Below are 26,964 nucleotides of genomic sequence, written 5' to 3' on the forward strand. Positions count from 1 at the left end.
CCCACTGTCCTCCATGCCGGGACGGGAGTGACTACACTGGTCCCCGGACCCCGCGCGGCGTCCATCTTGTGAACCTCCCCAGGGCCGGAAGGCAGCAAGGATAAGCAAGCTCTGACGGGTGCGCGGGGTCCCCTTTCATTTCCGGGGCTAGAAGATCCCGAAGACGTCTTTCGGGGGGACTGGGGACGGTAGGGCGTCTGCGTCGGTGATGGGGCGCGCTTTGCCTTGGAGCTGCCTGAGGTCTTCGCCGGCGACGCAGCGCGCTGGATAGGTGGCGGAGGCGGCCCGGCGGGTCATGTCGGTGACGGGCAGTTCGACGCGGGAAGCGGCGACCACGATGTTGCCGAAGCGGCGGCCCCGCAGGACGCCCGGTTCCGCGAGTAGCGCGAGGTGCGGGAACGACGTTGCCAGTGTCGCCAGGAAGCGGCGGAGGAACGGCAGGTTCGGGCCGTCCGAGACGTTCGTGAGGTAGGTACCGCCAGGTCGGAGCACTCGCGCGACCTCGTTCGTGAACTCCACGGTCGCGAGCCCGCCCGCGAACACTCCGCGCTCGAAGGCGTCCACGATCACCAGGTCGGCCGAAGCGTCATACCTGCCGGAGACGCCTTCGCGGCCGTCGCCGACACGGACCTTCAGTCCCTTCAGACCCAGCTGCTCGCGGATGAGCGCGACGAGTTCGCCGTCGGCGTCGAAGACCAGTTGACGTGAGCGCGGCCGCGTCGCCGTGATGTAGCGCGGGAGGGTGCAGGCCGCTCCGCCGACGTGCAGCACGTCGAGCGGGCCTTCGCCGAGGCAGTCGACGACGTCGGCGATCCGGCGGACGTAGTCGAACTCGAGGTCCGTGGGATCGTCGAGGTTGACGTGCGACTGGGCGACCCCGTCGACGGTGATCATCCAGGCGTTCGGGCGGTCGGCGTCGCGGAGCAGTTCGGCGGTGCCGAAGCGGACCGGGTAGGTGCCTGGGGTCGGTGCTGATCCCACCTGTCGGGCCCTCCCGGTAGTCTCGCGGCCGTGGCATTAGCGCTGTACCGAAAGTACCGTCCGGCTACCTTCGCCGAGGTCGTCGGGCAGGAGCATGTGACCGATCCGCTGCGGACCGCGTTGGCGGCCGGTCGGATCAACCACGCCTACCTCTTCTCCGGCCCGCGCGGCTGCGGCAAGACCTCCAGCGCGCGCATCATGGCGCGGTCGCTGAACTGCGCGAAGGGCCCGACACCGGATCCGTGCGGCGAGTGCAACTCGTGCCGCAACCTCGCCCCCGAGGGGCCCGGCAGTGTCGACGTCACCGAACTCGACGCCGCCAGTCACGGTGGTGTCGACGACGCCCGCGAACTGCGGGACAGGGCCTTCTACGCCCCGGCGGACTCGCGCTACCGCGTCTTCATCATCGACGAGGCGCACATGGTCACCACGCAGGGTTTCAACGCCCTGCTGAAGATCGTGGAAGAGCCGCCTGAGCACCTGATCTTCATCTTCGCGACCACCGAACCGGACAAGGTGCTGCCCACCATCCGGTCGCGGACGCACCACTACCCCTTCCGGCTGATCCCGCCCAGTTCCATGCGCGAACTGCTCGAACGCAACGTCGCCGCCGAGGGCGCGACGGTCGAGCCCGCCGTGTACCCGCTGGTCATCCGCGCGGGCGGCGGTTCCGCACGGGACACGCAATCGGTGCTGGACCAGCTGCTGGCGGGGGCCGGGCCGGACGGCGTCGACTACTCGCGGGCGGTGTCCCTGCTGGGCGTCACCGACGTGGCGCTCATCGACGGCATGGTCGACGCGCTGGCCGCGGACGACGCGGCCGCGGTGTTCGGCACCGTCGAGAAGCTCGCCGAGGCCGGGCACGACCCGCGCCGGTTCGCCACCGACCTGCTCGACCGCCTGCGCGACCTGGTGATGCTGCGTTCGGTGCCGGACGCGGGTGAGCGCGGACTGGTCGCCGCGCCGGACGACGAGCTCAAGAAGATGCAGGAGCAGGCCGCCAAACTGGAGCCGGCCACGCTCTCGCGTTACGCCGACATCGTCCACAATGGACTTTTGGAGATGCGGGGCGCGACCTCGCCGCGGCTGGTGCTGGAGCTGCTGACGGCGCGGATGCTGCTGCCGTCGGTCGCCGAGGGCGCCAATGCGCTGCTCGCCCGGCTCGAACGGCTCGAGCGCCGCGCCGCTTCGGCACCCGCGCCTGTCGCCGGTGGTGCCGCGCAAGCCTCCCAAGCCGTCCAGGCTGCTCCGATCGCCCAGACGGCCCCGGTCGCTTCGGTGGGCACGGCGCCGACCCCTGTCGCTCCCGCCGGCGAGCCCGTTCGCGAGTTCCAGCGGCCGTCACGTCGCGCCGCCGCACCGGCTCCCGCTCAGCAGGCCGCACAGGTAGAGCAGCCCGCCCCGGCCGCTCAGCCCGCCGCGCGGCCGGAGCCGGTCGCTCCCCCACGTCCGTCCGCGCCCACTGCCGCTCCGGCTCCCGCGGCTGCTTCGGCTCCCGCGGCGGCTTCGGGTGGCGGGTCGGACGCGGACGGGATCCGCGGCCGCTGGCCGCAGGTGCAGGCCGCGATCCGCAAGATCCCGGGTGGCGCCGTGACTGGGGCGATGCTCACGCAGGCGAGTGTGGTGGGCGTCGAAGGCAACGCCGTCACGCTCACGCACAACGCGGAACCGGTGGCGCTCAGGCTTTCCGAGCCGCAGCACACGGAGCGCATCGCGGCCGCGTTCAAGGAGGTCTTCGGCGGCGACTGGCAGGTGCGGTGCGTTCACGGCGCCGCGCAGGCCCGGCAGACCGCCGCTCCCAAGGCCGCCGCGCCGCCGCCCACCGCCGAGCGATCGTTCACCCGCCGGTCCGCCGAGGCGTCCGGCGCCCCCGCGGCGCCTCCGCCGCCGAAGCCGGAGCCTCAGCGGCCCAAGGTGGCGACGACCGAACCGGACATCCCGCTCCCGCCCGAGCCGGTCGAGGACGACGAAGAGCTCTACTCGGAGGACGCGAGCCCCGCGCCGCCCCCTCCGCCGCTCCCGCCCGAGCAGGACCCGGAGGAGATCGCCCGGAAGCTGCTCACCGACCACCTCAACGCCCGCCCGCTCGACGAACGCTGACCAGAACGCATTTCGTCCTCTCAACGCGGTAGTTCGTGATACCAACTACCGCGTTTAGAGGACTAAATGCGGGGGGATGGTCAGGCCGCCAGGTAGTCCGCGATGGCCTTCGCGATGGAGGCGGCGTACTGCTGACGTCCTTCTTCGCTCGCCATCGCCGCGGCTTCGGCGGCATTGCGCATGTTCCCGCATTCGACGAGTGCGGCGGGCCGGGTCGAGAGGTTGAGCCCGGCGAGGTCGGCACGCGGCGCGAGCCCGTTCGAACCGAGGTAGGTCGACGTCGGGAAGCCGCCCGCGCGGAGGCCGTCCCGCAACGCCGTCGCGAGTTTCGTCGAGGGCTCGCCCTGCTGCGCGTTCAGCGGCGGCGCCGAGTAGGCGACGTGGAAACCGTGCGCACCGGCGGAATTCGAACCGTCGGCGTGGATCGACACGACCGCGTCCGCCGCCGCGTCGTTCCCGATCGCGGCGCGTTCGTTGACGCACGGCCCGACGCCGTTGTCGTTCTGCCGGGTAAGGATGACCCGGATTCCCTTGGCGCTCAAGGCTTCCGAGATCCGCTGTGACACATCCCAGGTGAACGCGTGCTCTGAGTAGCCGGAATTCGTCGAGGTTCCGGTGGTGTTGCACGGTTTCGTCTTGCCGCGTCCGGCTGGCACCTGCTTGTTGATCTCGCCGGGCCTGCCCGCGTTGCCGCCGTTGTGACCGGGATCCAGCACGACGACCTTGCCCGTCGGCGGCCGCTGGGTGGCGGGCGGCGGCTGGGGGACGCTCGAAGGCGGCGCGCTCGGCCGCGTCTGCTGCGGCGGCTGCGGAAGGGTGGTGAAGACGGTGGTGGTGCCGGGAGCGGATGGGGTCGACGGCGGCGACGCGGGGGTTTCGACACCACACGCCGCGAAGAGCGTCAATCCGATCGCCATCACCAGGCTTAGCCGTCGTCGCACTGCGCCCACGGTGCCATACGAGTGGCGGCTAGGCTGGTAGGCGGCACGGATTTTCCAGGAGAGGACCGATCGGATCATGGTGCAACCCGGTGGCGGCTTCGACCTGTCGCAGATCATGCAGCAGGCACAGCAGATGCAGCAGAAGCTGGTCGAGGCCCAGGAAGAACTGGCCAACACGGAGGTGACCGGCACCTCCGGCGGTGGCCTCGTCACCGCGACCGTGTCCGGCGACAGCCAGCTCAAGTCGTTGTCCATCGACCCCAAGGTGGTCGACCCCGACGACGTCGAGACCCTGTCCGACCTGGTCGTCGCGGCCGTGCGGGACGCTTCGGCCAACGCGCAGAAGCTCACCGAACAGAAGCTCGGCCCGCTCGCGGGCGGCCTCGGTGGCGGGATGCCGGATCTCGGCGGCTTCCCCGGGCTCGGCGGCTAGCTTGTACGAGGGTGTCGTCCAGGATTTGATCGACGAGCTCGGGCGGCTGCCCGGCGTCGGTCCCAAGAGCGCGCAGCGGATCGCCTTCCACCTGCTGGCGGCCGATCCCGCGGATATCTCGCGCTTGCAGGAAGTGCTCGGCAAGGTCAAGGAAGGCGTGCAGTTCTGCGAGGTCTGCGGCAACGTCTCGGAACAGGAGACCTGCCGGATCTGCCGGGACACCCGCCGCGACCTCACGGTCATCTGCGTGGTCGAGGAGCCGAAGGACGTGCTCGCGGTCGAGCGGACGCGCGAGTTCAAGGGCCGCTACCACGTACTCGGCGGCGCGCTGGACCCGTTGTCCGGGATCGGACCGGAACAGCTGCGCATGCGTGAGCTGCTCGCGCGGATCGGCGGCGCGGAGATCAGCGAGATCATCATCGCGACCGACCCGAACACCGAAGGCGAGGCGACCGCGACGTACCTCGTGCGGATGCTTCGCGACTTCCCCGGCTTGCGGGTGACGCGGCTGGCGTCCGGGCTGCCGATGGGCGGTGACCTGGAGTTCGCGGACGAGCTGACGCTGGGACGGGCACTCTCGGGACGGCGAGCGCTCTAGCCGGCTTCATGTCACTCCGTGAAGGCCGGGATAAGAATCAGCAGTAGCCCAGGCGTGCCAGGGTGTCGACGATGATCTCCGACGGGTGGAACTTGTCGACCCAGGACTCACCGCGGCGGTTCTGGTAGGTGTCGAGGAAGTTCTGCAGTTTGTCCCCGCGCATCTCGGTCAGCACGACGGTCTCGCCGAGGTGCTGCGGCGTCTCGGTGCGCTCGCGGTGCACCGCGCACGGCAGGCCGAGGTAGTAGCACTCCGCGGACAGGCCGCCCGAGTCGGTGACGACGTATTCGGCGCGCGCGACGAGCGGCAGGAACTTCAGGTACCTCATCTTCGGCTGGATTATGAAGTTCTTCTCGTCGAAGAGATTCGCCAGGCCCAGCGAGCGGATCTTCTCGCGCTCGGGCGCGCCTGCCATGTAGAGGATCGGCATCTGCTTGCTCTGCTCGCGCAGGATCTCCAGCGCCTCGCGGTACTTGTCCGCGCGCGAGACCAGCTCGAAGCGGTGCAGGGTGGCGAGACCGAACTTCTCCGGCAGTCCCTCGATGTCGAGCGGCCCGTTGATGGCCAGCCGCATCGCGTCGATCGCGGTGTTCGCCTCGGTGTCGACGACGACGCCGCGGGCGTTGCGCAGGTTGTTGACCTCACGCGCGCTCGGCGCGAAGTGCATGTCGACGATCTTCGCGGCGATCTTCCGGTTCAGCTCCTCCGGCAGCGGCGACATGATGCTGCCCGACCGCGCACCCGCTTCGACGTGCCCGACCCGCGACTTGAGGATCCGCTTCCCGATGAGCGAGCCGTACGGCGTGGTGAAGGTGTCGCCGTGCACCAGCACCAGCGGCGGACGCCCGTCCTCGACCAGCGCGGCCTTCAGCTCGGCGCGGCGGCTCCACGCGGTGCGCAGCACCTGCGCGGCCCAGCCCGGCACCTGCGCGGGCGACTCCAGGTTGTGCGCCTTCTCCTTCGGCACCAGCCAGACGTCGGGTTCCGGGAGGTTCAGGTCGGCGAGAACGTCCGAGACCTCGTCGACGTGCTGTGCGGTGAACCAGATCTTCGGGCGGACCCCGCGTTCGAGGATGCCGTGGTAGACCGGCGCGATTTTGATCAGTTCCGCCGTGGTGCCGAGAATGAAGGAAATCACCGGAAGGGCCATTCTGTCGGGGTCTGCGGTGCCCGAAGGATACTGGTGGCCCGCGCAAGGTAGCCTCGCCGGGGTGAGTGCGAATTCGCTCCTCCCGGCCCTGTCCGTGGTGATCCCGGTCTACAACGAGCAGAACTGGATCGACCGCAGTGTGGGCGCGCTGATCGCGTCGGCACAGGCGGCGAACTGGCCGGTCGAGGTGGTCGTGGTCGACGACGGCAGCACCGACGGCACCGGCGACAAGCTCGCCAAGCTGCAGGAACTGTACGGCATCACGGTCCTCACCCAGCCGAACAGCGGCCGGTTCGAGGCACGCCGGGCGGGGATCGCGAAGGCGTCCGGACAGCAGATCCTGCTGCTCGACAGCCGCGTGATCGTGGACCCGGGCTCACTCGCCTTCCTTCGCGACCAGCTCGTGGACCACCCCGAGCGCACGGTGTGGAACGGTCACGTCAACGTCGCGTCCGAACACAATCCGTATGCGGGATTCATGGCGGGTCTGGTCAAGATCCCGTGGCGCCGTTATTGCGCGAACCCGCGGTTGATGTCCTTCGGTATCGAAGAGTTCGACGTCTTCCCGAAAGGCACCGGATTCTTTTCCGCGCCCAAGGACGTTCTCGAGGATTCGTCCAACGCGTTCGAGTCGCTCTTCGAAGACGTTCGTTTCGCGAGTGACGACACCGGTGTTCTGCGCTGGATCGCCGAACGGCACCGTATCTTCCTCGCCCCCGAGTTCTCCGCGACCTACCACGGCCGGGATTCGTTCAAGAAGTTCATCGGGCAGTCGTATTTCCGCGGCACCACGTTCGTCGATTCGTATCTCGCGTCGCCCGGCCCGGCTCGCAACGGCCTGTTCGCCGCGATGGCCGTCGGCGTGCTCGGACTCGGTGTCGCCGCGAAGCGTCCGAAGACCGCCGTCGCGCTGGCCGCCGCCGGGTCGACGGCCGCCGGGTTCGCGGTGACGAAGTTCGGCGCCACGAAGGCCGAGGCCAAGGCGGTCGCCCAGCTCGCGCCGGTGTTCGCCGCCGGTTTCGGCGCCGGAGCGCTCCGCGGCCTCTTCATGGCACTGCGGGCCAAGCTGCGTCGATGAGCAACGCGGTGAGCAGCGAAGAACTGGCCAAGGACACCGGGAAGTCCGCCGGCCGCATCGGCGTCTACCTGCTGATCGCGATCGCGCTCGGCTACGCGCTCACCGTGGTCTGGGGCCGGACGTTGTCGCAGGCCGACAACGCCGTCCTGCTCTCCTTCTGGGGCATGTTGATGGGACTGGGCGCCGCCCTGTCCCCGCTGGAGCAGGAGATCTCCCGCCAGTCCGCGCACGCCGCGCTCGAGGGCCGCAAGGCCGGGCGCCCGGCGGTGGTCGCCTTCGTCACCAGCGCGATCGCCGTGACGGTCGTCGGGCTGGTCACGTTGCTCCCGCCGATCACCGCGAAGGTCTACGGCGGCCAGTTCGCGCTCGCGGTGATCGTGCTCGCCGGCGGCCTTTCGTTCGCCTTCCAGTTCGCCGCGCGCGGCCTGCTCATCGGCCAGAACCACGTCCGGTCCTACTCCTGGCTGATCCTCGTCGAGGCGGCCGTGCGGATCCTCGTGGTCGCCGCGCTGGTGGTCGCCGGGCTCACCCAGCTGTACTGGTTCGCCATCGCCGCCGCGACCGGCTCGTTCGCCTGGCTGCTCTTCGCCCGCGGCGCCGCCCGGCTGGTCGACCCTCACCTCGACGCGGACGAGCCCGCGAAGCCGATCGTCACGAACATGCTGATGCTCCTCGCGGGCGCCGGGCTCACCGCGAGCGTCATCACCGGCTACCCGGCGCTGGTCAGCCTGCTCGCGCCCGGCGGCGACAAGGACAAGCTCGGCGTGCTCTTCCTCGCCCTGTTCGTGGCCAGGACGCCGTTGACGCTGATGGCGCCGGTGCAGGCGCTCGCGGTCCCGACCGTGGTGCGGCTGTCCAGCACCGAAGAGGGCAAGCACCGGCTGCGCAGGCTGCTCGCGCTCGGTTCGGCGGGCGCGCTGGCGCTCGCGGCCCTCGGCGCGCTGATCGGCTACCTGATCGGCCCGTGGGTCGTCCGCCTGGTCTACGGCGCCAAGAACGACCCAGAGGCCTGGTGGATGGCCGGGCTGGTCTGGTCGTCGGTGCTGCTGGCCGCGATGCAGCTGCTCGCCGCCGTGCTGGTCGCGCAGGCCAAGGCCGAGAAGGTGCTGATCACCTGGGCCGCCGTCGTCGTCGCGACCGCGCTGGTCCTGCTGTTCTTCCCCGGCGACACCGTCGTGCGCGCCGTCGTCGGCCTCGCCGCTGGACCCACGGTCGGCCTGCTGGTCGTGATGGCGTTCGTGGTGCGGGGCACGCCCGAGACGGGCAACGCACAGCCGTCCGAAACGTCTCGATAGTGTGGCCGCGCCATCACGCGCCGCGAAACGCGATGGCGTTCTCACGCCGAAATAGGGTTGGACAGCGAATTCGATGAACGTTCTTTTGGTGGTACTGGCGTTCTGGCTGCCGGGGCTCGTCTTCGGCGCCGCGATCAGGCTGCGCGGCTGGACCCTCGCCGCGGCGGCCCCGCTGCTGACCTTCGGCCTCGTCGCGATCGCCATCCCGATCCTCGGCGGGCTCGGTATCCGCTGGTCGATGCTCAACGTCGGGCTGTGGGTACTGGCGCTGTCCATCGTCGGCTTCGCGCTGTCGTTCCTCGTACTCCGGTTCACCGCGAAGCGGCACCCCGACTGGGCTGAAGACGACGACGCCCCGAAGCACTCTTTGCGTGACCACCTGCTCATCGGCGCGGGCGTCGTGGTCGGCCTCGGCGTCGGCGCGGTGACCTTCCTGCGCGGCTCGCATTCGCTGGAGAACGTCCAGCAGGACTGGGACGCCCCGTTCCACGGCAACCTGGTGCGCTGGATCGCCGAGCACGGCGACGCGCGGCCGTCGACGGTCGGCACCATCGCGAACCTGCCGAACCAGACCGACTACTTCTATCCGGACACCTATCACGCGCTGCTCGCCCTGGTCTTCGGCAAGGGCGGCCTGACGATGATGCCGACGCTGAACCTGGCGGCGCTCATGGTCGTGCTGACCATCCCGCTCGGCGTCGCCGCGATGTGCCGCGCCTGGCGGATGCCGGTGCTCGGGATCGCCGCCGCGGCTGCCGTGTCCACCTGGTTCACCGCGTTCCCGTACGACTCGCTGTGGCGCGGTCCGCTGTGGCCGTATGTCGCCGGTGTGGCCCTCGTTCCGGCCATGCTCGCGCTCGCCCACCTGCTGCTCAAACCGCGCGGGATCGCCGGGCCGGTCGCGATCGGTGTCGGTGTCGCCGGGCTGGCGGGTCTGCACACCAGCCTGATCTTCGTCATCATGGTCTACTTCCTGCTGATCCTGCTCGCGGTGCTGTTCCGCTTCGAGAAGATCGGCTGGCGCCGCAGCGCGGCCTCCTTGGTGGCCACGATCGTGGCGGCGGTCGTGCTGGGCGTGCCGCAGGTTCTCCCCGCGCTCTACAACGCGGGTGGCGTGACAGGTGCGTCCTGGGCGTCGGAGGCCACCGTCTCCGGCGCGCTGGGGCAGACGCTCACCTTCTCCCCGATGGCGGCCTTCCCCCAGTGGTGGATCGGCGTCCCGGCGATCATCGGCGTGTTTTTCCTGGTCCGGCACCGGCGGATGCTCTGGATGGTCGGGGCGTACGTCGTGCTCGGTGGCCTGTTCGCCGCGACGATCTCGCTGGAGACCCCGCTCATCCACACGCTGACCGGCGTGTTCTACAACGACCACTGGCGGATCGGCGCGCTCGTGCCGCTGGCCGGCGCGGTCGCGTTCGGCGAGTTCGTGCACACCGCCTCCGGCAAGTTCGCCGGGAAACTCGGTGAGCGCAAGCCGAACCTGAACCCGTTCACCACGGCGGTCGCCGGCGCCGTGCTGATCGGCCTCCTGGTCGTGGCGTTGAGCAAGGGCGGTTACATCGGCCGCAACTCCTCGACGCTCGCGATGAAGTACGGCGACGGTCCGGCGGTCAGCAAGGCCGAGGAAGCCGCCTACACCTGGCTCGGTCAGCACGTCGTACCCGGCGAACGGGTGATGAACGACCGGGCCGACGGCTCGGTGTGGATGTACGCCCTTGCGGGGGTTCAGCCCGTCGAGTGGACCAACTACGGCGCCGAGTTCACCACCAAGCCGGGCTGGCTCAGCGTGTTCCTGAACGACATCAACCGGGAGCCCCGGGTCCGCCAGGCGCTCGACGAGCTCAAAGTGCGTTACGTGATCGTCGGCAAGGGCAAGGTGGCGCCCGCGTCGAAGCCGGCGGTGGGGCTCCAGCGCCTCGACATCACTCCGGGTTTCAAGCGCGTCTTCCACAACTCCGACGCGTCGATCTACGAAATCGAAGGTCAGCAAGGTGTGGTCGCCGCAGGCGCCAGCACCGGGTCCGACACCGCTCACGGCCAGTAAGAAGATAGAGTGATCCAGTGTCCAGTACGTCCGTGACCACTCGTCGCGTACTCATCGTGATGCCTGCTTTGAACGAGCAGGCCAGCGTCGGCGCGGTCATTTCCCAGGTCAAGCAGTCCTTGCCGGGCATGGACGTGCTGGTGGTCGATGACGGCTCCTCCGACGACACCGCCAAGCTCGCCCGTGCCGCGGGCGCGGAGGTGGCCCGCCTGTCGGTCAACCTCGGCGTCGGTGGCGCCATGCGCACCGGCTTCCGGTACGCGGCCGCCCGCGGCTACGACGTCGTCGTCCAGGTGGACGCGGACGGGCAGCACGACCCGGAAGAGGTCGGCGCCCTGCTGGACGCGCTCGACGACGCCGACATCGCGATCGGCTCGCGCTTCGCGGGCAAGGGCTCGTACAAGGCGAGCGGCCCGCGGAAATACGCGATGGTCGTGCTCTCGCTCGTTTTCTCCCGGCTCGGGAAGACCAAGCTCACCGACGTGACCTCCGGGTTCAAGGCGATGGGTCCGCGCGCGATCAAACTGTTCGCCGCGTACTACCCGGCCGAATACCTCGGCGACACGGTCGAGTCGCTGGTGATGGCGATCCGGGCCGAACTGAAGATCAAGGAAATCCCGGTGATCATGCGCGAACGGGCGGCCGGAACGCCGAGCCATTCGCCGGTGAAATCGGCCGTCTACCTCGGTCGCGCCGGACTCGCCCTGCTGCTGGCGCTGGTGCGCCGCCGCCCCGCCGTCGACTCGTCGGATTCGGCGTAAAAGGAGCTGATCATGGACGGCTGGCGCATTCTCAGTATCGTCGTCGCCTGTCTGGTGCTGTTCGTCGTCCTCGAGATGATGCGACGGCGGAAACTGCGTGAGAAGTACGCGGGTGTTTGGCTCGTCCTCGCCATCGGCGTGATGGTGCTCGCGCTCGTTCCGCAGGCCGCCGACTTCATGGCTCGCGTGACCGGCGTACAGACGCCGTCGAACTTCGTATTCCTCTTGGCAGGCGTGGTTCTGGCGCTGGTCGCCTTGCATCTGTCCACCGAGGTCGGACATCTCGAAGAAGAGGTCCGGACCTCTGTTGAGGAGATCGCGCTGCTCCGCTGCGAACTCACCGATGCCCAGCGCGAACTGGAAGAACGCGTCGCCGCGCTGGAAGCCAGGACGGCCACCCCCGACAACGTCAAAGGGCTCCCCGAAGTGAGTCCCGCACGCGCACGCTGATCGACGCCGTTCTGGCGGCTCCGCCGAGGCTGGGCGCCGTCCGCGTCCTCGCCATCGACGGGCCTTCCGGCTCCGGGAAGTCCACGCTGGCAGGGAAGATCGTCGCGGAGCTCGCCGGTCGCGGGATCCGGACCGCACTGGTCAGCACCGACGAATTCGCCACCTGGGACGAACCCGTTTCGTGGTGGTCACGGCTGGAAACCGGGGTCCTGGAGCCGCTGCGCGCGGGCAAGCCGGGCGGGTACCGGCGCGTGGACTGGACCAGTGGAGTCCCCCAGCCGGGTGAAGAAGTCGAGATCGACGTCCCCGAGGTCCTGGTGCTGGAGGGTGTTTCCAGTGGCAGGGCACGGATCCGGCCGTCGTTGTCCCTGCTGGTCTGGCTGGACGGCGGGACCGAGACCGAACGCCTGGACCGCGCCGTCGGGCGGGACGGCCCGCAATCCCGGGCGGAACTACGCCGCTGGCAGCTGTTCGAGCGGGGCTGGTTCGCCGTGGACGGGACCAGGGCGGCGGCCACCACTGTCGTGAGTGGTAATGACGGTTAGAGCGAAGTACATGATGGCCCCCTTCTTTGCGCTAGGCGCAAAGAAGGGGGCCATCATGTACTGGGGAAGATGTGAAGGTCGAGTTTCCTCGGCTGAGCCCAGGGAAGGGGGCCTTCATGGCGCAGCCGTCGCGGCTGAGGCTCGTGATGGTCGTCCGCGACGGGTGAGGGGAACTTTGAGGGACTCTGAGTCCCTCAAGGAGTCCTTCACGGCCGGGCTCGCCCGCCGGTTGGTACCTAAAGAGGGTTCCAACCGCCATTACCACTCACGAGACACGATGACTACAGGCCCTCAACCACCCGCCGATGTCCTGTTTTGACGGTGACCCAAAGAGCGTAGTGGTGGACACCCATTTGTGTTAGTGACCCGGCACTCTGCGCGTTAGTGGTCGAGAATTGATTACGCTCCGTCTGGAATTGCGGACACTTTGCGGTCGTATTGGCCTTCGCGTAGCGCGATCGTAACCTCACGTGCTTAAGTGCGGGCCGAGTTCCCGCTAGTGTCGGCGAGCACACCGATCGTCCGCGGAGTTCGAGTTTCCGACCGACCGGACGGTGACTAAAACACCGAAAATCTCCTCAAGGGGTGCCAGATGCAGCAACTGCGGGCGACCAGAGCGCGCCGTGTGGCCCTGATCGGGCTTGCCGGCGCACTCGCGGTCACCATTTCCGCTTGTGCCGAGTCGAAGCGTGAAGAGGGCGCAGGAGGTGGCTCGGGAGGCACCATGGTCTTCGGCGCCGCCGGTAACCCGAAGACCTTCGACCCGCTGTTCAACGACGACGGTGAGACCTTCCGCATCATCCGCCAGATGATGGACACCCTGATCATGAACAAGCCGGGCACCGCGGACCTCGAGCCCGGCCTGGCGGAGAAGTGGGAAGGCAGCAACGAAGGCAAGACGTGGACCTTCTCCCTGAAGAAGGGCGTCAAGTTCCACGACGGCACCCCGTTCAACGCCGAAGCGGTCTGCTTCAACTTCAACCGCATGTTCAACATGAAGGGCGCCGCCGCCCAGAGCCAGATGATCTACTACGGCGACGTTTTCGAAGGCTTCGCCAAGAACGAGGGTGACGCCTCCGGCGCCCCGGTGTTCAAGGACTGCCAGGTCAAGGACGAGTCGACAGCCGTCCTGAACCTGAACAAGGCCAAGGGTGCCTTCCCGGCGGCCTTCACGCTGCCGTCGTTCTCGATCCAGAGCCCGGACGCGCTGAAGAAGTACAACGCAGACGCCGTCACCCAGAGCGGTGACTCGTTCTCCTACCCGGAGTACGCGCTGAAGCACCCGACCGGCACCGGCCCGTTCAAGTTCGAGAGCTGGGACCAGGCCAAGGGTGAGATCACGCTCTCCAAGGCCACCGACTCGCCGACCCAGACCGCCAAGCTCGACAAGCTGGTCTTCAAGGTCATCCCGGACGAGAACGCCCGCAAGCAGGCGCTCAAGGCAGGCGACATCCAGGGCTACGACTACCCGTCGCCCGCGGACTACGGCCTGCTGCGCAACGACGGCGAGCAGGTGCTCATCCGCCCGTCGTTCAACATCCTGTACCTGGGCATCAACCAGAAGAACAACCCGAAGCTGAAGGACCTCAAGGTCCGCCAGGCGCTGGCCTACGGCCTCAACCGTGAGCAGTTCGTGAAGTCGAAGCTCCCCGAGGGCGCCGAAACCGCGACGCAGTTCGTGCCGAAGGCGATCGACGGCTACAACGAGAACGTCACCAAGTACGACTACAACCTCCAGAAGGCGAAGGACCTCCTGAAGGAGGCCGGCGCCGAGGGCATGACGCTGAAGTTCTACTACCCGACCGAGGTCACCCGGCCGTACATGCCGAACCCGGCCGACATCTTCACGTCGCTGTCCGAGGACATGAAGGCCATGGGCATCAAGGTCGAGCCGATCGCCAAGCCGTGGAACGGTGGCTACAAGGACGACGTCCAGAAGGCAGGCAAGCAGGACGTTCACCTGCTCGGCTGGACCGGTGACTACAACGACGCCGGCAACTTCGTCGGCACCTTCTTCGGCCGCGAGAAGCCGGAGTTCGGCTTCACCAACGCGGAGCTGTTCTCGGCCATCTCGGCCGCGGACGCCGCGCCCGCCGGTGAGCAGCACACCAAGGCGTACCAGGAAGTGAACAAGCAGATCATGGAGTACCTGCCCGCCATCCCGATCTCCTACGGCCCCCCGGCGATCGTCGTGGGCCCGAAGGTGAAGGGTCTGGTGGCCAGCCCGCTGACCGACGAGCGTTTCTACACCGTCACGGTCAACTGATCCACCACCACTAGCGGCTCAGGGGGTGGGTGCTACCGCGCCCACCCCCTGAAGCCCATTCCCGGGCTGGCAACAAAGGAACGCACGTGCTCCGTTTTCTCGTGCGTCGGCTGCTACAAGCGATACCGACGCTCTTGATCCTGTCCATTTTGATCTTCGCCTGGCTCCGGTCCTTGCCCGGTGGCCCCGCCGGCGCCCTCCTGGGTGACAAGGCGACCCCGGAGAAGATCGCCGACCTGAACCGGATCCTCGGCCTCGACGATCCGATCTTCGTCCAGTATTTCAAATTCCTCGGCCGGGCGATAACCGGCGACTTCGGCAACTCGCTGGTCTCCGCCCAGCCGGTCATGTCGGAGATCGGGAACTTCCTCCCCGCCACCCTTGAGCTCGGCTTCTGCGCGATGCTCATCGCGGTGGGGCTCGGCATCCCGTTCGGCTACCTGTCCGCCCGCTTCCACGGCGGGGTCGTCGACAACGTCATCATCGTGCTCTCGCTGATCGGCGTCGCCGTGCCGGTGTTCTTCCTCGGCTACATGATGCAAGACGCGCTGGCCGCACCGCTGGGACTTCCGTCGCAGGGCCGTCAGATGGCCGGTCTCGACGCCACCAGCGTCACCGGCTTCGCGGTATTCGATGGCATCATCACCCAGGAATGGGACGCCGCCTGGGACGCGGTCACCCACCTGATCCTGCCCGCGTTCGCGCTCGCCACCATCCCGCTCGCGGTGATCGTCCGGATCACCCGCGCGTCGGTGCTGGACGTGCTGAACGAGGACTTCATCCGCACGGCCAACTCGAAGGGCCTCACCCAGCCGATCGTGCGACGCCGTCACGTGCTCCGCAACGGCCTGCTGCCGGTGATCACCGTCATCGGCCTCCAGACGGGCGCGCTACTCGGTGGCGCCGTGCTGACCGAGCGGGTGTTCAACTTCCGCGGCCTCGGCTTCCTGCTCGCCGAAGGCATCGAACGGCGTGACTACCCGCGGCTGCAGGCGCTGCTGCTGTTCGGCGCGCTGGTCTACGTGCTGGTGAACATGCTGGTCGACGTCTCGTACGGGCTCATCGACCCGAGGGTGCGTGTCCGATGAACACATTGCTGAACAAGAAGAAGGAGCCGATCGACAAGCTCGCCGCGTCGTCGGCGAAGGGGCGCAGCCTCGGTGGCGAGGCGGTCCGCCGGATGCTGCGGAGCCCGGTGGCGATCACCGGCGGCGTGATCACCCTGCTGTTCCTGCTGCTGGCGATCCTGGCGCCGTTCATCGCGCCGAAGGACCCCTACGAGCGGTATCTGCAGAGCGAGGTCATCCTCGGCCAGGGCATCATCCCCGGCGCGCAGGCCGGTTTCCCGCTCGGTGTCGACGACTTCGGCCGCGACTACCTTTCGCGGCTGCTGGTCGGCGCGCAGAACACGCTGCTGGTCGGTGTGCTCGCGACGGTCATCGGCGTCGTGATCGGCATGATCATCGGCGGGCTCGCCGGCGCGTTCGGCGGCTGGGTCGACACGGTGCTGATGCGCCTCGTCGACGTCATGCTGTCGGTGCCGTCGCTGCTGCTGGCGATCTCGGTCGCCGCGCTGTTCCAGAAGCCGAGCCAGTGGACCGTGATCGTGGCCGTGTCGATGGTCGGCGTGCCGATCTTCGCGCGATTGCTGCGCGGTTCGATGCTCGCGCAGAGAAACAGCGACCATGTGCTCGCGGCGACGTCGCTCGGCGTCAAACGTTGGGCGATCGTGTTGCGGCACATGCTGCCCAACTCGCTCGGCCCGCTCATCGTGCAGGCCACGCTGACGCTGGCGACCGCGATCCTCGAGGCGGCGGCGCTGTCGTTCCTCGGTCTCGGCGACCCGGACCCGAACCGGGCGGAATGGGGCATCATGCTGAGCCGCAGTGCTCGGCAGTTCCTCGACATCCGCCCCGAGCTGGCGTACTACCCGGCCATCGCGATCATCATCGTCGCGCTCGGGTTCACGCTGCTCGGCGAGTCCTTGCGGGAAGCCCTCGATCCGAAGAACAGGCGGTGATCTTTCATGGCTCTCCTTGAAGTACGCGACCTCAAGGTCGTTTTCCAGCGACGTGGTGAGAAGCCGTTCACCGCGGTGGACGAGATCAGTTTCGACGTCGAACCCGGCCAGACGGTCGGTCTCGTCGGCGAGTCCGGTTGCGGCAAGTCCGTGACCTCGCTGGCGATCATGCGGCTGCTCGCGAAGCGCGGCAACCAGGTCAGTGGTTCGGTGTCGTTCGAAGGCACGGATCTGCTTCGCCTGTCGGACAAGGAAATGCGGGACCGCCGGGGTCGTGACCTCGGCATGGTGTTCCAGGATCCGCTGTCGTCGCTGAACCCGGTCATCCCGATCGGGCTCCAGATCACCGAGGTGCTGGAACGGCACCGCGGGATGTCGCGCAAGGCGGCGTCGGTGGAAGCGACGGAACTGCTGGACAAGGTCGGCATCCCCGACCCGACGCGGCGGCTTTCCGAGTACCCGCACCAGCTTTCCGGCGGAATGCGGCAGCGCGCGCTGATCGCGATCGCGCTCGCTTGCCGTCCCAGGCTGCTCATCGCCGACGAGCCGACCACCGCGCTCGACGTGACGATCCAGGCGCAGATCCTCGCGCTGCTGCGGGAACTGGTGCAGGACACCGGGACCGCGCTGATCATGATCACGCACGACCTCGGTGTCGTCGCCGGTCTGTGCGACGAGGTCAACGTGCTCTACGGCGGCAAGATCGTCGAGCGGGCGGAGCGGCACTCGCTGTTCGCCGAACCCCGGCACCCGTACACGCACGGCCTGCTCGCGTCGATCCCGCGGCTCGACGCGGGCCGCGGCGAGAAACTGATCCCGATCAAGGGTTCCGTGTCCGACAACATCCCATGGGACAACGGGTGCGCCTTCGCGCCCCGCTGCCCGAACGCTCTCGGCGTGTGCCGGGAGGTTTCACCGCAGCTGACGCCCGATCGCGGCGGTCTGCTGCGCTGCCACAACCCGGTGGTCCCGGCCGTGGCCGCACGAGGAGGGGCCCGATGACGCACACGGTACCGCCGCAGGAAGTGCTGCTCGAGGTCAACGACCTCAAGGTGCACTTCCCGATCAAACGCGGCGTCGTGTTCGACCGGACGGTCGGGCACGTGTACGCCGTCGACGGTGTCGACCTGGCCATCCGCAAGGGTGAAACCTACGGTCTGGTCGGGGAATCCGGCTGCGGCAAGTCCACTTTGGGCAGGGCGATCCTCCGGCTGACCGAGCTGACGAACGGCAACGTCGTCTTCGACGGCACGGACGTCGCCGGGCTCAAGGGTGAGGATCTGCGCAAGGCCCGCCGCCGGATGCAGATGATCTTCCAGGACCCGATGTCCAGTTTGGACCCTCGGCAGTCGGTGGAATCCATTCTGCTGGAGGGAATGAAGGCGCACGGCCTCGACAAGGACAAGGAAGCGACCGCCCGGCGGCTGCGTGAACTCCTGTCCGCCGTTGGTCTTCCGGAGTCCTCGCTGCGGAAGTACCCGCATGAGTTCTCGGGCGGTCAGCGTCAGCGCATCGGCATCGCGCGGGCACTCGCCGTCGAGCCGGACCTGATCGTCGCCGACGAACCGGTGTCCGCTTTGGACGTCTCGGTGCAGGCGCAGGTGGTCAACCTCCTGGAAGACCTCCAGGAGAAACTCGGGCTCACCTATCTGGTGATCGCGCACGACCTCGCGGTGGTGCGGCACATCTCCGACCGTATCGGCGTGATGTACCTCGGCTCGCTGGTCGAAGAGGCGGACGCCGACGCGCTGTACGAGAACCCGTTGCACCCGTACACGCGGGCGCTGCTCTCGGCGATCCCCGTGCCGGACCCGACGGTGGAGGACACCCGGGAGCAGATCCTGCTCGCCGGTGACCTGCCCTCGCCGGCGCGGCCGCCGTCCGGCTGCCGGTTCCACACGCGGTGCCCCTGGAAGCAGCAGAGTCTGTGCTCCACCGACCGCCCGCAGCTGCGGGAGATCGGCGCCGGGCACCGGGTGGCCTGCCACTACGCGGAGGACATCCGCGACGGGCGGATCAAACCGCACGAGGTCAAGGCGGAACTCGTCGAGGCCGGGGAACTGAACCCCGACATCGGCGGCCTGCCTGACGTCGGCTCGGCGGCGGAGATCCTCTAGGTTGCAAGTACGTGAAGGCCCCCTTCACGCGCTACCGCATCTAGAGGACTAAACGCGTTCGGTGCGGAACTGGGCACCGGCGGAGAAGTATCGGAAGTCCGTGAAGGCCTCCTTGAGAGACTCAGAGTCCCTCAAGGAGGCCTTCACGGACTTGAAGAGCCCGGCACGGCCCGCCGCTTTCAGGCAGACTTCTGTTATGCGGGTCACAGTGCTGGGTGCGTCGGGGCGGACGGGGATTCACGTGGTCCGGCTTCTTCGAGGGCGAGGACATCAGGTGCGGGCAGGGTTGCGGAGTCGTCGCCGCGCCGAGGAGGTCGCTGGGCTCGGCGTCGAAACGGTGGTCGCGGACGTCACCGCCGACGCGGACGACCTCGTCGAGGCGCTCGCCGGTTCCGAGGTCGTGCTCAGCGCGATCGGCGCGCCCGATCCGGATCAGGCGTCGGTCGACCTCGTCGATCGCGACGGCGTGATCACCGCGATCCGCGCCGCGGAGAAGGCGGGTGTCTCGCGGTTCGTGCAGCTTTCCGCGCAGTTCGCGGATTCGCCGGATCAGGGTGACCGGCTGGTGCGCTCGATCCTGATGGCGAAGCAGATCTCCGACAGTGTCCTCCGCCGCTCCAGCCTGAACTGGACGATCGTCCGGCCCGGCACGCTCACCGACGATCCGCCCAGCGGGCACGTCAAGGTCGCCGGCCACCTCGAACCCGGCCGGATCTGTCGCGCCGACGTCGCCGCCGTCATGGTCGCCACCCTCGAAGAACCGCTGACCGAGAACCAGGGCTTCGACGTCATCGGCGGCGAAATCCCGATTCCGTCGGCCCTGTCCTCGTTCAGCTGAGCGCTTTCTTCCGTTCCCGCGACGCGCGCAGGTTCGCGATGTTCCCGCAGGTGCGCACGTCGTGCCAGACGCCGCTGTTGTTGCGGGAGACGTCGTAGAAGGCCGAACGGCAGCCGTCGAGTCGGCACAGTTTCAGGCGCGGCCAGATCCCGGACTGCTGCGCGAGCAGCGTCTCCGTCCACAGCGCCGAAGTGAGCCACTGCCGCCCGGTGCCGGACGGGAACAGCCGGACGACGCCGTCCCGCAGGACCAGTTCCGCTTTGATCGGTTTCTCGACGGCCGTGTCCTGTCCGTCCACGAGTGAACCGAACGACTCCCGCAGGTCGCGAAGCGCGCGAAGGTCCCCTGAGTTCAGCGTGATTTCGGGCACTTCGGCGTCGCGTGCCCGCGACCATTCCGTCAGCGCCTCGGCCGCCCAAGACAGCGCCAGATCGGCGTCACTCAGCAGGTCCAGGCCGTAGGTCTGGATGGCCTTCGTGTTGAGGAAGTCCTGAACGAGCGCCAGTCCCGAGGGGGCGGCGCGCAACCGGTATCGGTCCGTCGCGGTCCATGACATAGGTCAAGTCTACTTGACTCTGTCGAACTCCGTCTCCACTCTGATGACAGAGGCAAAAGCCAAACACTTCTGTCAAAGGAGCACTGTCATGACCTCCATCGAAGGCGCCGTAGTCCTGGTCACCGGCGGCCAGCGCGGACTCGGCAAGGCGTTCGTCACCGAACTGCTCGACCGTGGCGCCGCCAAGGTCTACGCCACGGCCAGGACGCCGCGCGAGGAGAGCGATCCCCGGATCGTCCCGCTCCCGCTGGACGCCACCGATCCGGAGTCCGTCCGCGCCCTTGCCGAAAAGGCGAGCGACGCCACGATCGTCTTCAACAACGCCGGGATCCTCGGCCTCGGCTCGTTGCTCACCGACGACGTGGACGCGCATCGGCCGGTCTTCGAAACGAACGTCTTCGGCGCGCTCCGCATCGCGCAAGCGTTTGCGCCGCAGCTCAAAAACGGCGGGGCGCTGGTCAACGTCCACTCGGTCCTGTCGTGGGCGGCCGGCTCGGGTTCCTACGGCGCGTCGAAGGCGGCCTTCTGGTCGATCACCAACTCGCTCCGCATCGAATTCGCCGAGCAGGGCACCCAGGTCGTCGGCGTCCACCTCGGCTACACCGACACCGACATGACCCAGGGCCTCGACATCCCCAAGAACGACCCGCGCGACGTCGCCCGGCAGGTCGTCGACGGGCTCGAAAAGGGGGAGACCGAGGTCCTCGCCGACGACCTCACCCGTCAGGTCAAGGCCGCGCTGTCCGGTCCGGTCGAACACCTCGGCACCAGCCGGATCAGCGCGTAGAAAATCGTTGGCGGAAGGTCTCCGGGCCGAGGTAGTTTCGCCGCCATGTGTGCAGCCGCATTCACCAGGACCCGCCGCGCCTAGCGGCGGCTCCTCGTCCATCGCAAGGAACCGCTGCCCGAGTGAGTCGTCGCCGGGTCTGCTTCAAGCTGCCCGGCTCCCCTCGAAGCCGCGGAGATCCCTTGCGCACACAGCGTCCTGGCCGTCACGAACTCGGCCAGAACTTCCTTGTCGACCGGACGGTCATCGAAACCGTCGTGGAGCTCGTCGCCGACACCGGCGGGCCGATCGTGGAGATCGGCGCCGGTGACGGCGCGCTGACCCTTCCGTTGCGGCGGCTGGGCAGGCGCCTGACAGCCATCGAACTCGACGGACGGCGTGCCGCACGGCTGGCGAGCCGGGTCGAGCCGCCGACGGAGATCGTCACCGCCGACTTCCTGCGCCACCCCCTTCCGGTGACGCCGTACGTGCTGGTCGGAAACCTGCCGTTCCATCTGACCACCGCGATGCTGCGACGCGTCCTGTCCGCTCCTGGCTGGATCGAAGCGGTGCTGCTCGTGCAGTGGGAGGTGGCGCGTCGCCGGGCGGGCGTCGGCGGCGCGACCATGATGACCGCGCAGTGGTGGCCGTGGTTCGAGTTCCGGCTGGTCAGCAGGGTTCCGGCGACGGCGTTCCGCCCGACGCCCGGCGTGGACGGCGGCCTCCTGACCATGACCCGGCGGCCGTCTTCGCTCGTCGCGGACGCGGACCGCGAGCGCTACCAGGACTTCGTGCGGCGGGTGTTCACCGGTCGCGGCCGTGGCATCGCCGAGATCCTCGCCGCGGCCGGACTGCGGAACGCCGGACGATGGCTCCGGGCGGAGGGGATCGCGCCGACCGCTCTGCCCAAGAACCTCACCGCACGCCAGTGGGCTGAGGCGTTTCGGCTTCACCGAGGAACTCCGGTTCGCGCTTCCGGCGTTTCGTCGAACCGAACAGCACGCCGCCGATGACGACGGCCGCCGCGATGACTTCGAGCAGGGACGGCCGCTCGTCGAGGACCAGGAACGCCATCGACAGCCCGACCACCGGCACCAGCAGGGAGAACGGCGCGACCACGCCCGCCGGATTTCGGCGCATCAGCGAGGTCCAGATCCCGGAGCCGACGATCGTGCCGAACACCACGACGTAGGCGAGTCCGCCGAGGCCGATCAACCCGGTCGTGGTGCCGAGCGTGCTCAGCGAGTGGCCGATCTCCGCCGGCCCCTCCATGACCAGCGACAGCGCGAACATCGGCAGCGGCGGCACCACGGACATCCAGAGGACGAAATTCAGCGGGTTGTCCGGTGCCGCCTGCCGCGTGCTCAGGTTGCCGAACGCCCAGCTCAGCGCGCCGAGCAGGGTCAGGATCACCGGCAGGAGGGCGGCGTTCCCGGCCTGCTGCCAGGCGATCGTCGCCATCCCGGCGACGGCGAGCAGGATGCCGGCGAGCTGTCGCCCGGACACGCGTTCCCGCAGGAAGACGGCGCCGAGCAGAACGGTGAACGGGGCTGACGCCTGCAGCACCAGCGACGCGAGACCGGTCGGCATACCGGTGTCCATTGCGATGAAGAGGAACGCGAACTGCCCGGTGCCGAATCCGAGCCCGTAGCCGAGCAGGTGGCGGATCTTCACCTTCGGCCACGGCACGAACAAGATCGTCGGGAGCGCGATGACGGCGAAGCGCAGTCCGCCCGCGAAGACGGGAGGGAACTGCCCGAGGGTGGCGTGGATGGCGAGGAAGTTGCAGCCCCAGAGGACGGCGACGAACAGGGCGAGCAAACGGTCGCGGGCGGGCATGTCTTCACTCTTACGGGGGCATATCGTGAAGGACAAGCGATAATATTTTCAGTGACCGTTCAGTTTGGCTTCACAGAGGTGGTGGCATGGACATCGGCCGGTTGCGGACCCTGCGGGAGTTCGCGGACCGCGGCAGCGTGACGGCGGCCGCGAAGGCACTGCACTGCACCCCGTCCGCGGTTTCCCAGCAACTGCGCGCTTTGCAGAGCGACGTCGGGCTCGCGTTGACGGAACCGGCTGGCCGGGGGCTCCGGCTGACCGACGCGGGCCGCGCCCTGGTCGGCCGCGCGGACGACGTCCTCGCCGCACTCGATCGCGCGGAGTCCGAATTGGACACTTATCGCAGTGCCCCGCGCGGCCGGGTCCGGATGGCGATCTTCCAGTCGGCCGGGTTGATGCTCCTGCCCGGTTTGCTGAGCCGCACGGCGGAGTACGAGGGGCTGGACGTCATCGTGCGCGACGTCGACATGACACCGCCGGAGGTGCCGGGCCTCGTCGCGGATTACGACATCGTGGTGGCGCACCGCGACGAGCACGCGCCGTCGCTCGGTTCGGAACGGCTGGAGACGCGACATCTGCTGCGCGAACCGCTCGACGTCGCGCTTCCCGCGGGGCATCGGCTCGCGAAGAAACGCCGGATCGAACTGGCCGAACTGGCCGACGAACGCTGGATCAGCGTCAACGCCGGCTTCCCGGTCGACGACATCCTCCAGTCGCTGATCATCCGCACCGGTGTGCGTCCGCAGGTGGTGCAGCGCATCAACGATTTCCGCATCACCGAACGGCTCGTCGCCGCCGGACACGGGATCGCGCTGCTGCCCAGGTACACCATGGACACCCGGCGCGGCAGTGGTCTGGTGTGCCGTCCGCTCGCCGGGATCAAGGCGGCGCGGCACGTCGAAGCGGTCTACCGGCTTGGCGCCTCCTCGCGGCCCGCGGTCGCGAAGGTGCTCGACGCACTCGCGGACGAGGTCGCCGCGCTCACGGGCGAGCGTGACGCTTCAGGTGGTCCAGCGCGATCTTGAGCGCGTCGGCGATCGGCGTGACGTCGTGCCGCAGGTGCGCCATCAGCAGGCCGCCCTGGACGCAGGTCATCGCGGCCTGCGCGAGCCGGGCCGGATCGGCGTCTTCGGCCAGCTTTCCGTTTGCTTGCAAGGATTCCAGTCCACGTTGGAGATGGGACTCCCATTCGCGGTAGGCGTTGTCGAGCAGTGGCGCGATCTTCGGGTCGTCCCCGAGTTCGCCGGCGAGGTTGCCGAGCGGGCAGGCGATGGGGCCCTTCGGCGTGCTCTGGATGGCAAGGATCTCCTGGGTCCACTGCTCGAAGTCGGCCCATTCACGCAGTTCGAAGATGGTCGGCTGGTTGCCGAGGATCGCTTCGAGGTAGCGCTTGATCACCGCCTCGACCAGCTGGTCCTTGTTCTTGAAGTAGTGGTACATCTGCGATTTCCCGGCCCCGCTCGCCGCCAGCACCTTGTCGACGCTCGTCCCGGCGACGCCGTGGACGTACATCAGGTTTGCCGCCGCGTCGACGATCGCCTCCCGCGTCTGGCGTCCGCGCGGGGTTTTCGCCGGTTGACCATCCATGTACCGAATAGTACAGTCGGGCACACTGTACCGATCAGTACAATCCAAGGAGCTGACCATGGGGGATCTCAACACCGACCTCGCCGAGCTGCGGGCCAACGTCGCGAGCCACGTCCCGGCGGAGATCGCCGAAGTGCTCAAGGCCGATCGTGAAGGGTTCGTCGGGGTGATCGCCGAGGCCGCCGCGAAGCCGGGGACGGCGATGCCGGACCTGACGCTGCCGGACGCGAACGGTGACCGGATCCGGGTCGCGGACGGGCCGGCCGTCGTGGTGTTCTACCGCGGGGCGTGGTGCCCGTACTGCAATCTGGCGCTGCGCACGTATCAGCAGGAAGTCCTGCCGGAGCTGGAGAATCTGGGTGCGAAGCTGATCGCGGTCAGCCCGCAGCTCCCGGACGACTCACTGTCCACAAAGGATCTGGAGTTCACCGTCCTGTCCGATGTGGGCAACGAACTCGGGCGCGCGCTCGGCATCACGTTCCGCCTCGACCCCGCGACGAAGCCGGCGTTCGACACGCTCATCGGCGACGTCGAGAAGATCAATGGTGCGGAGGAATGGGAGCTGCCGTATCCGACCGTCCTGGTGGTGGACGGCGAAGGCGTCATCCGCTTCATCGACGTCCATCCGGACTACACCACCCGCACCGACCCGGCCGACATCCTGGCCGCCGTGAAGGCCCTCTAATCGGCGCAAGTAGTCCTCTAGTGGCGCGTGATCCTGCGGCGATCACGTGTGATCAGACGGAAGTCACGTGTGATCAGACGGAGGTCACGTGTGTTCTCGCAGGATCACGCGACACTAGGTTCGGTGACTTACCGGTTGGCCCGGTTCACGGCGGACACGACGGCCCGCAGTGAAGCGGTCACGATCGACGGGTCGATCCCGATGCCCCAGTACACGCGGTCGGAGATCGCGCACTCGATGTACGACGCCGCCCGCGCGTCGTCGCCCGGCGAGAGCGTGTGCTCGCTGTAGTCCAGCAGCCGCAGGTCGAACCCGACGGTCGACAGCGCGTCGAAGAACGCCGCGATCGGACCGTTGCCGCGGCCGGTGACCTCGTGCTCGTCACCTTCGACCCGCACGGTCGCGGTGATGTCGTACTCGCCGTCACCGTTGTCCCTGACGTGCTGGCGGACCAGCTCCAGCGGCGTCTTCAGCTCCAGGTACTCGGCCGAGAACGCGTTCCACATCGTGGTGGGGTCGACCTCGCCACCCTCGGTGTCGGTGTGCCGCTGTACGACCTTCGAGAACTCGATCTGCAGGCGCCGCGGCAGGTCGAGCTGGTGCTCGGCCTTCATGATGTAGGCGACGCCGCCCTTGCCGGACTGCGAGTTCACCCGGATCACGGCCTCGTAGTTGCGGCCGATGTCCTTCGGGTCGATCGGCAGGTACGGGACCTCCCACGGGTGCTCGTCGACCGGGTTACCCGCCTTGTCGGCGGCGGCCTTCAGTGCGTCGAGGCCCTTGTTGATCGCGTCCTGGTGGCTGCCGGAGAACGCGGTGAACACCAGGTCACCGGCCCACGGGCTGCGTTCGTGCACGGGCAGCTGGTTGCAGTATTCGACGGTCCGCTTGATCTCGTCCATGTCGGAGAAGTCGATCTGCGGGTCGACACCCTGGCTGTAGAGGTTCATGCCCAGCGCGACCAGGTCGACGTTGCCGGTGCGCTCGCCGTTGCCGAACAGGCAGCCTTCGATCCGGTCCGCGCCTGCCTGGAAGCCGAGCTCGGCGGCGGCGATGCCGGTGCCGCGGTCGTTGTGCGGGTGCAGCGACAGGATCACCGAGTCGCGCCGGTCCAGGTTGCGATGCATCCATTCGATCGAGTCGGCGTAGACGTTCGGCGACGCCATCTCGACCGTGGCGGGCAGGTTCAGGATGACCGGCTTCTCCGGCGTCGGCTGCCAGATCTCGGTGATCGTGTTGCAGACCTCGAGCGCGTAGGACAGCTCGGTGCCGGTGTAGGACTCCGGCGAGTACTGGAAGCGGAAGTCGGTGTCCGGCTGCTTCGCCGCGTAGTCGACGACCAGTTCAGCGGCCTGCGAAGCGATCTTCGTGATGCCGATGCGCTCCTCGCGGAACACCACGCGGCGCTGCAGGATCGACGTCGAGTTGTAGATGTGGACGATCGCGCGCGGCGCCCCTTCGAGTGCCTTGAAGGTGCGCTCGATCAGCTCGGGGCGGCACTGCGTCAGCACCTGGATGCTGACGTCGTCCGGGATGGCGCCCTCGTCGATGATCTCGCGGACGAAGTCGAAGTCGGTCTGCGACGCCGCCGGGAAGCCGACTTCGATCTCCTTGTAGCCCATGCGGACCAGCAGATCGAAGAACTTGCGCTTGCGTGCGGGCGACATCGGGTCGATCAGGGCCTGGTTGCCGTCGCGCAGGTCGACGGCGCACCACAGCGGTGCGGTGTCGATGCGCTTGTCCGGCCAGGTGCGGTCGGGCAGCTCGATGTCCTCGACCAGCTGGTACCAGGGGCGATAGCGATGTACGGGCATCGAAGTGCCGCGCTGGGTGTTCCACGAAGCCTGTTCGGACGGGGCCGGGCGCGTGGGCTTACGGATGCTCATGAGAAGACGGTTCTCCTGAAGAATCGGG

Annotated in this window: 26 protein-coding genes and 1 other RNA gene; 20 read left to right on the forward strand and 7 right to left on the reverse strand. The window is 68.0% G+C overall.

Annotation, left to right across the window (positions count from 1 at the left end; translation table 11 throughout):
- Window positions 1–42: 42 nt before the first annotated feature.
- Window positions 43–137: signal recognition particle sRNA small type (ffs, locus tag ACZ7KI_RS08450), an RNA gene on the forward strand.
- Window positions 138–147: 10 nt separating this feature from the next.
- Here the strand turns inward: ffs and ACZ7KI_RS08455 are convergent.
- A complete protein-coding gene (locus tag ACZ7KI_RS08455; RefSeq protein WP_470272520.1) occupies window positions 148–981 on the reverse strand; it encodes a spermidine synthase in 834 nt (277 codons plus the stop codon).
- Window positions 982–1,011: 30 nt separating this feature from the next.
- On the opposite strand from ACZ7KI_RS08455, the gene ACZ7KI_RS08460 reads away from it, so the two are divergent.
- Window positions 1,012–3,081 (forward strand): DNA polymerase III subunit gamma and tau, encoded by a 2,070-nt coding sequence (locus ACZ7KI_RS08460; protein WP_470272521.1) that lies wholly within the window; start codon window positions 1,012–1,014, stop codon window positions 3,079–3,081.
- Between the two features lie 80 nt (window positions 3,082–3,161).
- Here ACZ7KI_RS08460 and ACZ7KI_RS08465 read toward each other — a convergent pair whose 3' ends face one another.
- A complete protein-coding gene (locus ACZ7KI_RS08465) occupies window positions 3,162–3,998 on the reverse strand; it encodes an N-acetylmuramoyl-L-alanine amidase (protein ID WP_470272663.1) in 837 nt (278 codons plus the stop codon).
- A gap of 100 nt (window positions 3,999–4,098) precedes the next feature.
- On the opposite strand from ACZ7KI_RS08465, the gene ACZ7KI_RS08470 reads away from it, so the two are divergent.
- Window positions 4,099–4,455 (forward strand): YbaB/EbfC family nucleoid-associated protein, encoded by a 357-nt coding sequence (locus ACZ7KI_RS08470; RefSeq protein ID WP_007035126.1) that lies wholly within the window; start codon window positions 4,099–4,101, stop codon window positions 4,453–4,455.
- A gap of 1 nt (window position 4,456) precedes the next feature.
- The gene (recR, locus tag ACZ7KI_RS08475) at window positions 4,457–5,053 is read left to right on the forward strand and encodes a recombination mediator RecR (protein ID WP_061981975.1); all 597 of its coding nucleotides are present in this window, start codon (window positions 4,457–4,459) and stop codon (window positions 5,051–5,053) included.
- A 37-nt stretch (window positions 5,054–5,090) separates the two neighbouring features.
- Here the strand turns inward: recR and ACZ7KI_RS08480 are convergent, their stop codons facing one another.
- A complete protein-coding gene (locus ACZ7KI_RS08480) occupies window positions 5,091–6,203 on the reverse strand; it encodes a UDP-N-acetylglucosamine 2-epimerase (protein ID WP_037320298.1) in 1,113 nt (370 codons plus the stop codon).
- Window positions 6,204–6,264: 61 nt separating this feature from the next.
- On the opposite strand from ACZ7KI_RS08480, the gene ACZ7KI_RS08485 reads away from it, so the two are divergent.
- From ACZ7KI_RS08485 to ACZ7KI_RS08540, 12 genes are all read left to right on the forward strand, one after another.
- Window positions 6,265–7,281 carry a glycosyltransferase family 2 protein gene (locus ACZ7KI_RS08485; RefSeq protein WP_470272522.1) on the forward strand — a complete coding sequence of 339 codons (1,017 nt, stop codon included), beginning with the start codon at window positions 6,265–6,267 and terminating at the stop codon, window positions 7,279–7,281.
- On the forward strand, window positions 7,278–8,576 hold the full coding sequence (locus tag ACZ7KI_RS08490; RefSeq protein ID WP_470272523.1) for a polysaccharide biosynthesis protein: 1,299 nt from the start codon (window positions 7,278–7,280) through the stop codon (window positions 8,574–8,576). Before ACZ7KI_RS08485 ends, ACZ7KI_RS08490 begins: the two co-directional genes overlap by 4 nt.
- Before the next feature lie 73 nt (window positions 8,577–8,649).
- Entirely contained in the window at window positions 8,650–10,620 is a 1,971-nt protein-coding gene (locus ACZ7KI_RS08495; RefSeq protein WP_470272524.1) for a DUF6541 family protein, read from the forward strand.
- Window positions 10,621–10,679: 59 nt separating this feature from the next.
- Complete coding sequence (locus ACZ7KI_RS08500) at window positions 10,680–11,381, forward strand: glycosyltransferase family 2 protein (protein WP_061985814.1); 702 nt, start codon at window positions 10,680–10,682, stop codon at window positions 11,379–11,381.
- A 12-nt stretch (window positions 11,382–11,393) separates the two neighbouring features.
- A complete protein-coding gene (locus ACZ7KI_RS08505) occupies window positions 11,394–11,831 on the forward strand; it encodes a DUF2304 domain-containing protein (RefSeq protein WP_470272525.1) in 438 nt (145 codons plus the stop codon).
- Between the two features lie 29 nt (window positions 11,832–11,860).
- Window positions 11,861–12,376, forward strand: coding sequence for a uridine kinase family protein (locus ACZ7KI_RS08510; protein ID WP_470272664.1), 516 nt, complete (start codon window positions 11,861–11,863; stop codon window positions 12,374–12,376).
- A gap of 592 nt (window positions 12,377–12,968) precedes the next feature.
- Window positions 12,969–14,642: an ABC transporter substrate-binding protein gene (locus ACZ7KI_RS08515; protein WP_470272526.1), complete on the forward strand. Its 1,674-nt coding sequence runs from the start codon at window positions 12,969–12,971 to the stop codon at window positions 14,640–14,642.
- Between the two features lie 86 nt (window positions 14,643–14,728).
- On the forward strand, window positions 14,729–15,730 hold the full coding sequence (locus tag ACZ7KI_RS08520) for an ABC transporter permease (RefSeq protein WP_470272527.1): 1,002 nt from the start codon (window positions 14,729–14,731) through the stop codon (window positions 15,728–15,730).
- Window positions 15,727–16,662: an ABC transporter permease gene (locus ACZ7KI_RS08525; protein ID WP_470272528.1), complete on the forward strand. Its 936-nt coding sequence runs from the start codon at window positions 15,727–15,729 to the stop codon at window positions 16,660–16,662. The genes ACZ7KI_RS08520 and ACZ7KI_RS08525 overlap by 4 nt, the downstream gene beginning before the upstream one ends.
- A gap of 6 nt (window positions 16,663–16,668) precedes the next feature.
- Window positions 16,669–17,664: an ABC transporter ATP-binding protein gene (locus ACZ7KI_RS08530; RefSeq protein ID WP_470272529.1), complete on the forward strand. Its 996-nt coding sequence runs from the start codon at window positions 16,669–16,671 to the stop codon at window positions 17,662–17,664.
- Window positions 17,661–18,779, forward strand: a complete 1,119-nt coding sequence (locus tag ACZ7KI_RS08535) for an ABC transporter ATP-binding protein (RefSeq protein ID WP_470272530.1) — start codon at window positions 17,661–17,663, stop codon at window positions 18,777–18,779. The genes ACZ7KI_RS08530 and ACZ7KI_RS08535 overlap by 4 nt, the downstream gene beginning before the upstream one ends.
- 196 nt (window positions 18,780–18,975) lie before the next feature.
- Window positions 18,976–19,617 carry an SDR family oxidoreductase gene (locus tag ACZ7KI_RS08540; RefSeq protein ID WP_470272531.1) on the forward strand — a complete coding sequence of 214 codons (642 nt, stop codon included), beginning with the start codon at window positions 18,976–18,978 and terminating at the stop codon, window positions 19,615–19,617.
- Here the strand turns inward: ACZ7KI_RS08540 and ACZ7KI_RS08545 are convergent.
- Window positions 19,610–20,173, reverse strand: coding sequence for a CGNR zinc finger domain-containing protein (locus tag ACZ7KI_RS08545; protein ID WP_470272532.1), 564 nt, complete (start codon window positions 20,171–20,173; stop codon window positions 19,610–19,612). The two genes, ACZ7KI_RS08540 and ACZ7KI_RS08545, sit on opposite strands and share 8 nt — an antisense overlap.
- A gap of 88 nt (window positions 20,174–20,261) precedes the next feature.
- On the opposite strand from ACZ7KI_RS08545, the gene ACZ7KI_RS08550 reads away from it, so the two are divergent.
- Window positions 20,262–20,960 carry an SDR family oxidoreductase gene (locus ACZ7KI_RS08550; RefSeq protein WP_470272533.1) on the forward strand — a complete coding sequence of 233 codons (699 nt, stop codon included), beginning with the start codon at window positions 20,262–20,264 and terminating at the stop codon, window positions 20,958–20,960.
- A gap of 182 nt (window positions 20,961–21,142) precedes the next feature.
- Window positions 21,143–21,952, forward strand: coding sequence for a 23S ribosomal RNA methyltransferase Erm (gene erm, locus ACZ7KI_RS08555; RefSeq protein ID WP_470272534.1), 810 nt, complete (start codon window positions 21,143–21,145; stop codon window positions 21,950–21,952).
- Here erm and ACZ7KI_RS08560 read toward each other — a convergent pair.
- On the reverse strand, window positions 21,855–22,778 hold the full coding sequence (locus tag ACZ7KI_RS08560) for an EamA family transporter (RefSeq protein ID WP_470272535.1): 924 nt from the start codon (window positions 22,776–22,778) through the stop codon (window positions 21,855–21,857). The genes erm and ACZ7KI_RS08560 overlap by 98 nt on opposite strands.
- 86 nt (window positions 22,779–22,864) lie before the next feature.
- Between ACZ7KI_RS08560 and ACZ7KI_RS08565 the strand changes: the two genes are divergently transcribed.
- A complete protein-coding gene (locus tag ACZ7KI_RS08565; protein WP_470272536.1) occupies window positions 22,865–23,803 on the forward strand; it encodes a LysR family transcriptional regulator in 939 nt (312 codons plus the stop codon).
- Here ACZ7KI_RS08565 and ACZ7KI_RS08570 read toward each other — a convergent pair.
- The gene (locus tag ACZ7KI_RS08570) at window positions 23,760–24,365 is read right to left on the reverse strand and encodes a TetR/AcrR family transcriptional regulator (RefSeq protein ID WP_470272537.1); all 606 of its coding nucleotides are present in this window, start codon (window positions 24,363–24,365) and stop codon (window positions 23,760–23,762) included. The genes ACZ7KI_RS08565 and ACZ7KI_RS08570 overlap by 44 nt on opposite strands.
- 58 nt (window positions 24,366–24,423) lie before the next feature.
- Between ACZ7KI_RS08570 and ACZ7KI_RS08575 the strand changes: the two genes are divergently transcribed.
- Window positions 24,424–25,050, forward strand: a complete 627-nt coding sequence (locus tag ACZ7KI_RS08575; RefSeq protein ID WP_470272538.1) for a peroxiredoxin-like family protein — start codon at window positions 24,424–24,426, stop codon at window positions 25,048–25,050.
- 128 nt (window positions 25,051–25,178) lie between these two features.
- Here ACZ7KI_RS08575 and leuA read toward each other — a convergent pair whose 3' ends face one another.
- A complete protein-coding gene (gene leuA / locus ACZ7KI_RS08580) occupies window positions 25,179–26,936 on the reverse strand; it encodes a 2-isopropylmalate synthase (RefSeq protein ID WP_470272539.1) in 1,758 nt (585 codons plus the stop codon).
- Window positions 26,937–26,964 lie beyond the last annotated feature (28 nt).

The sequence above is a fragment of the Amycolatopsis sp. NPDC039088 genome (assembly GCF_055598845.1).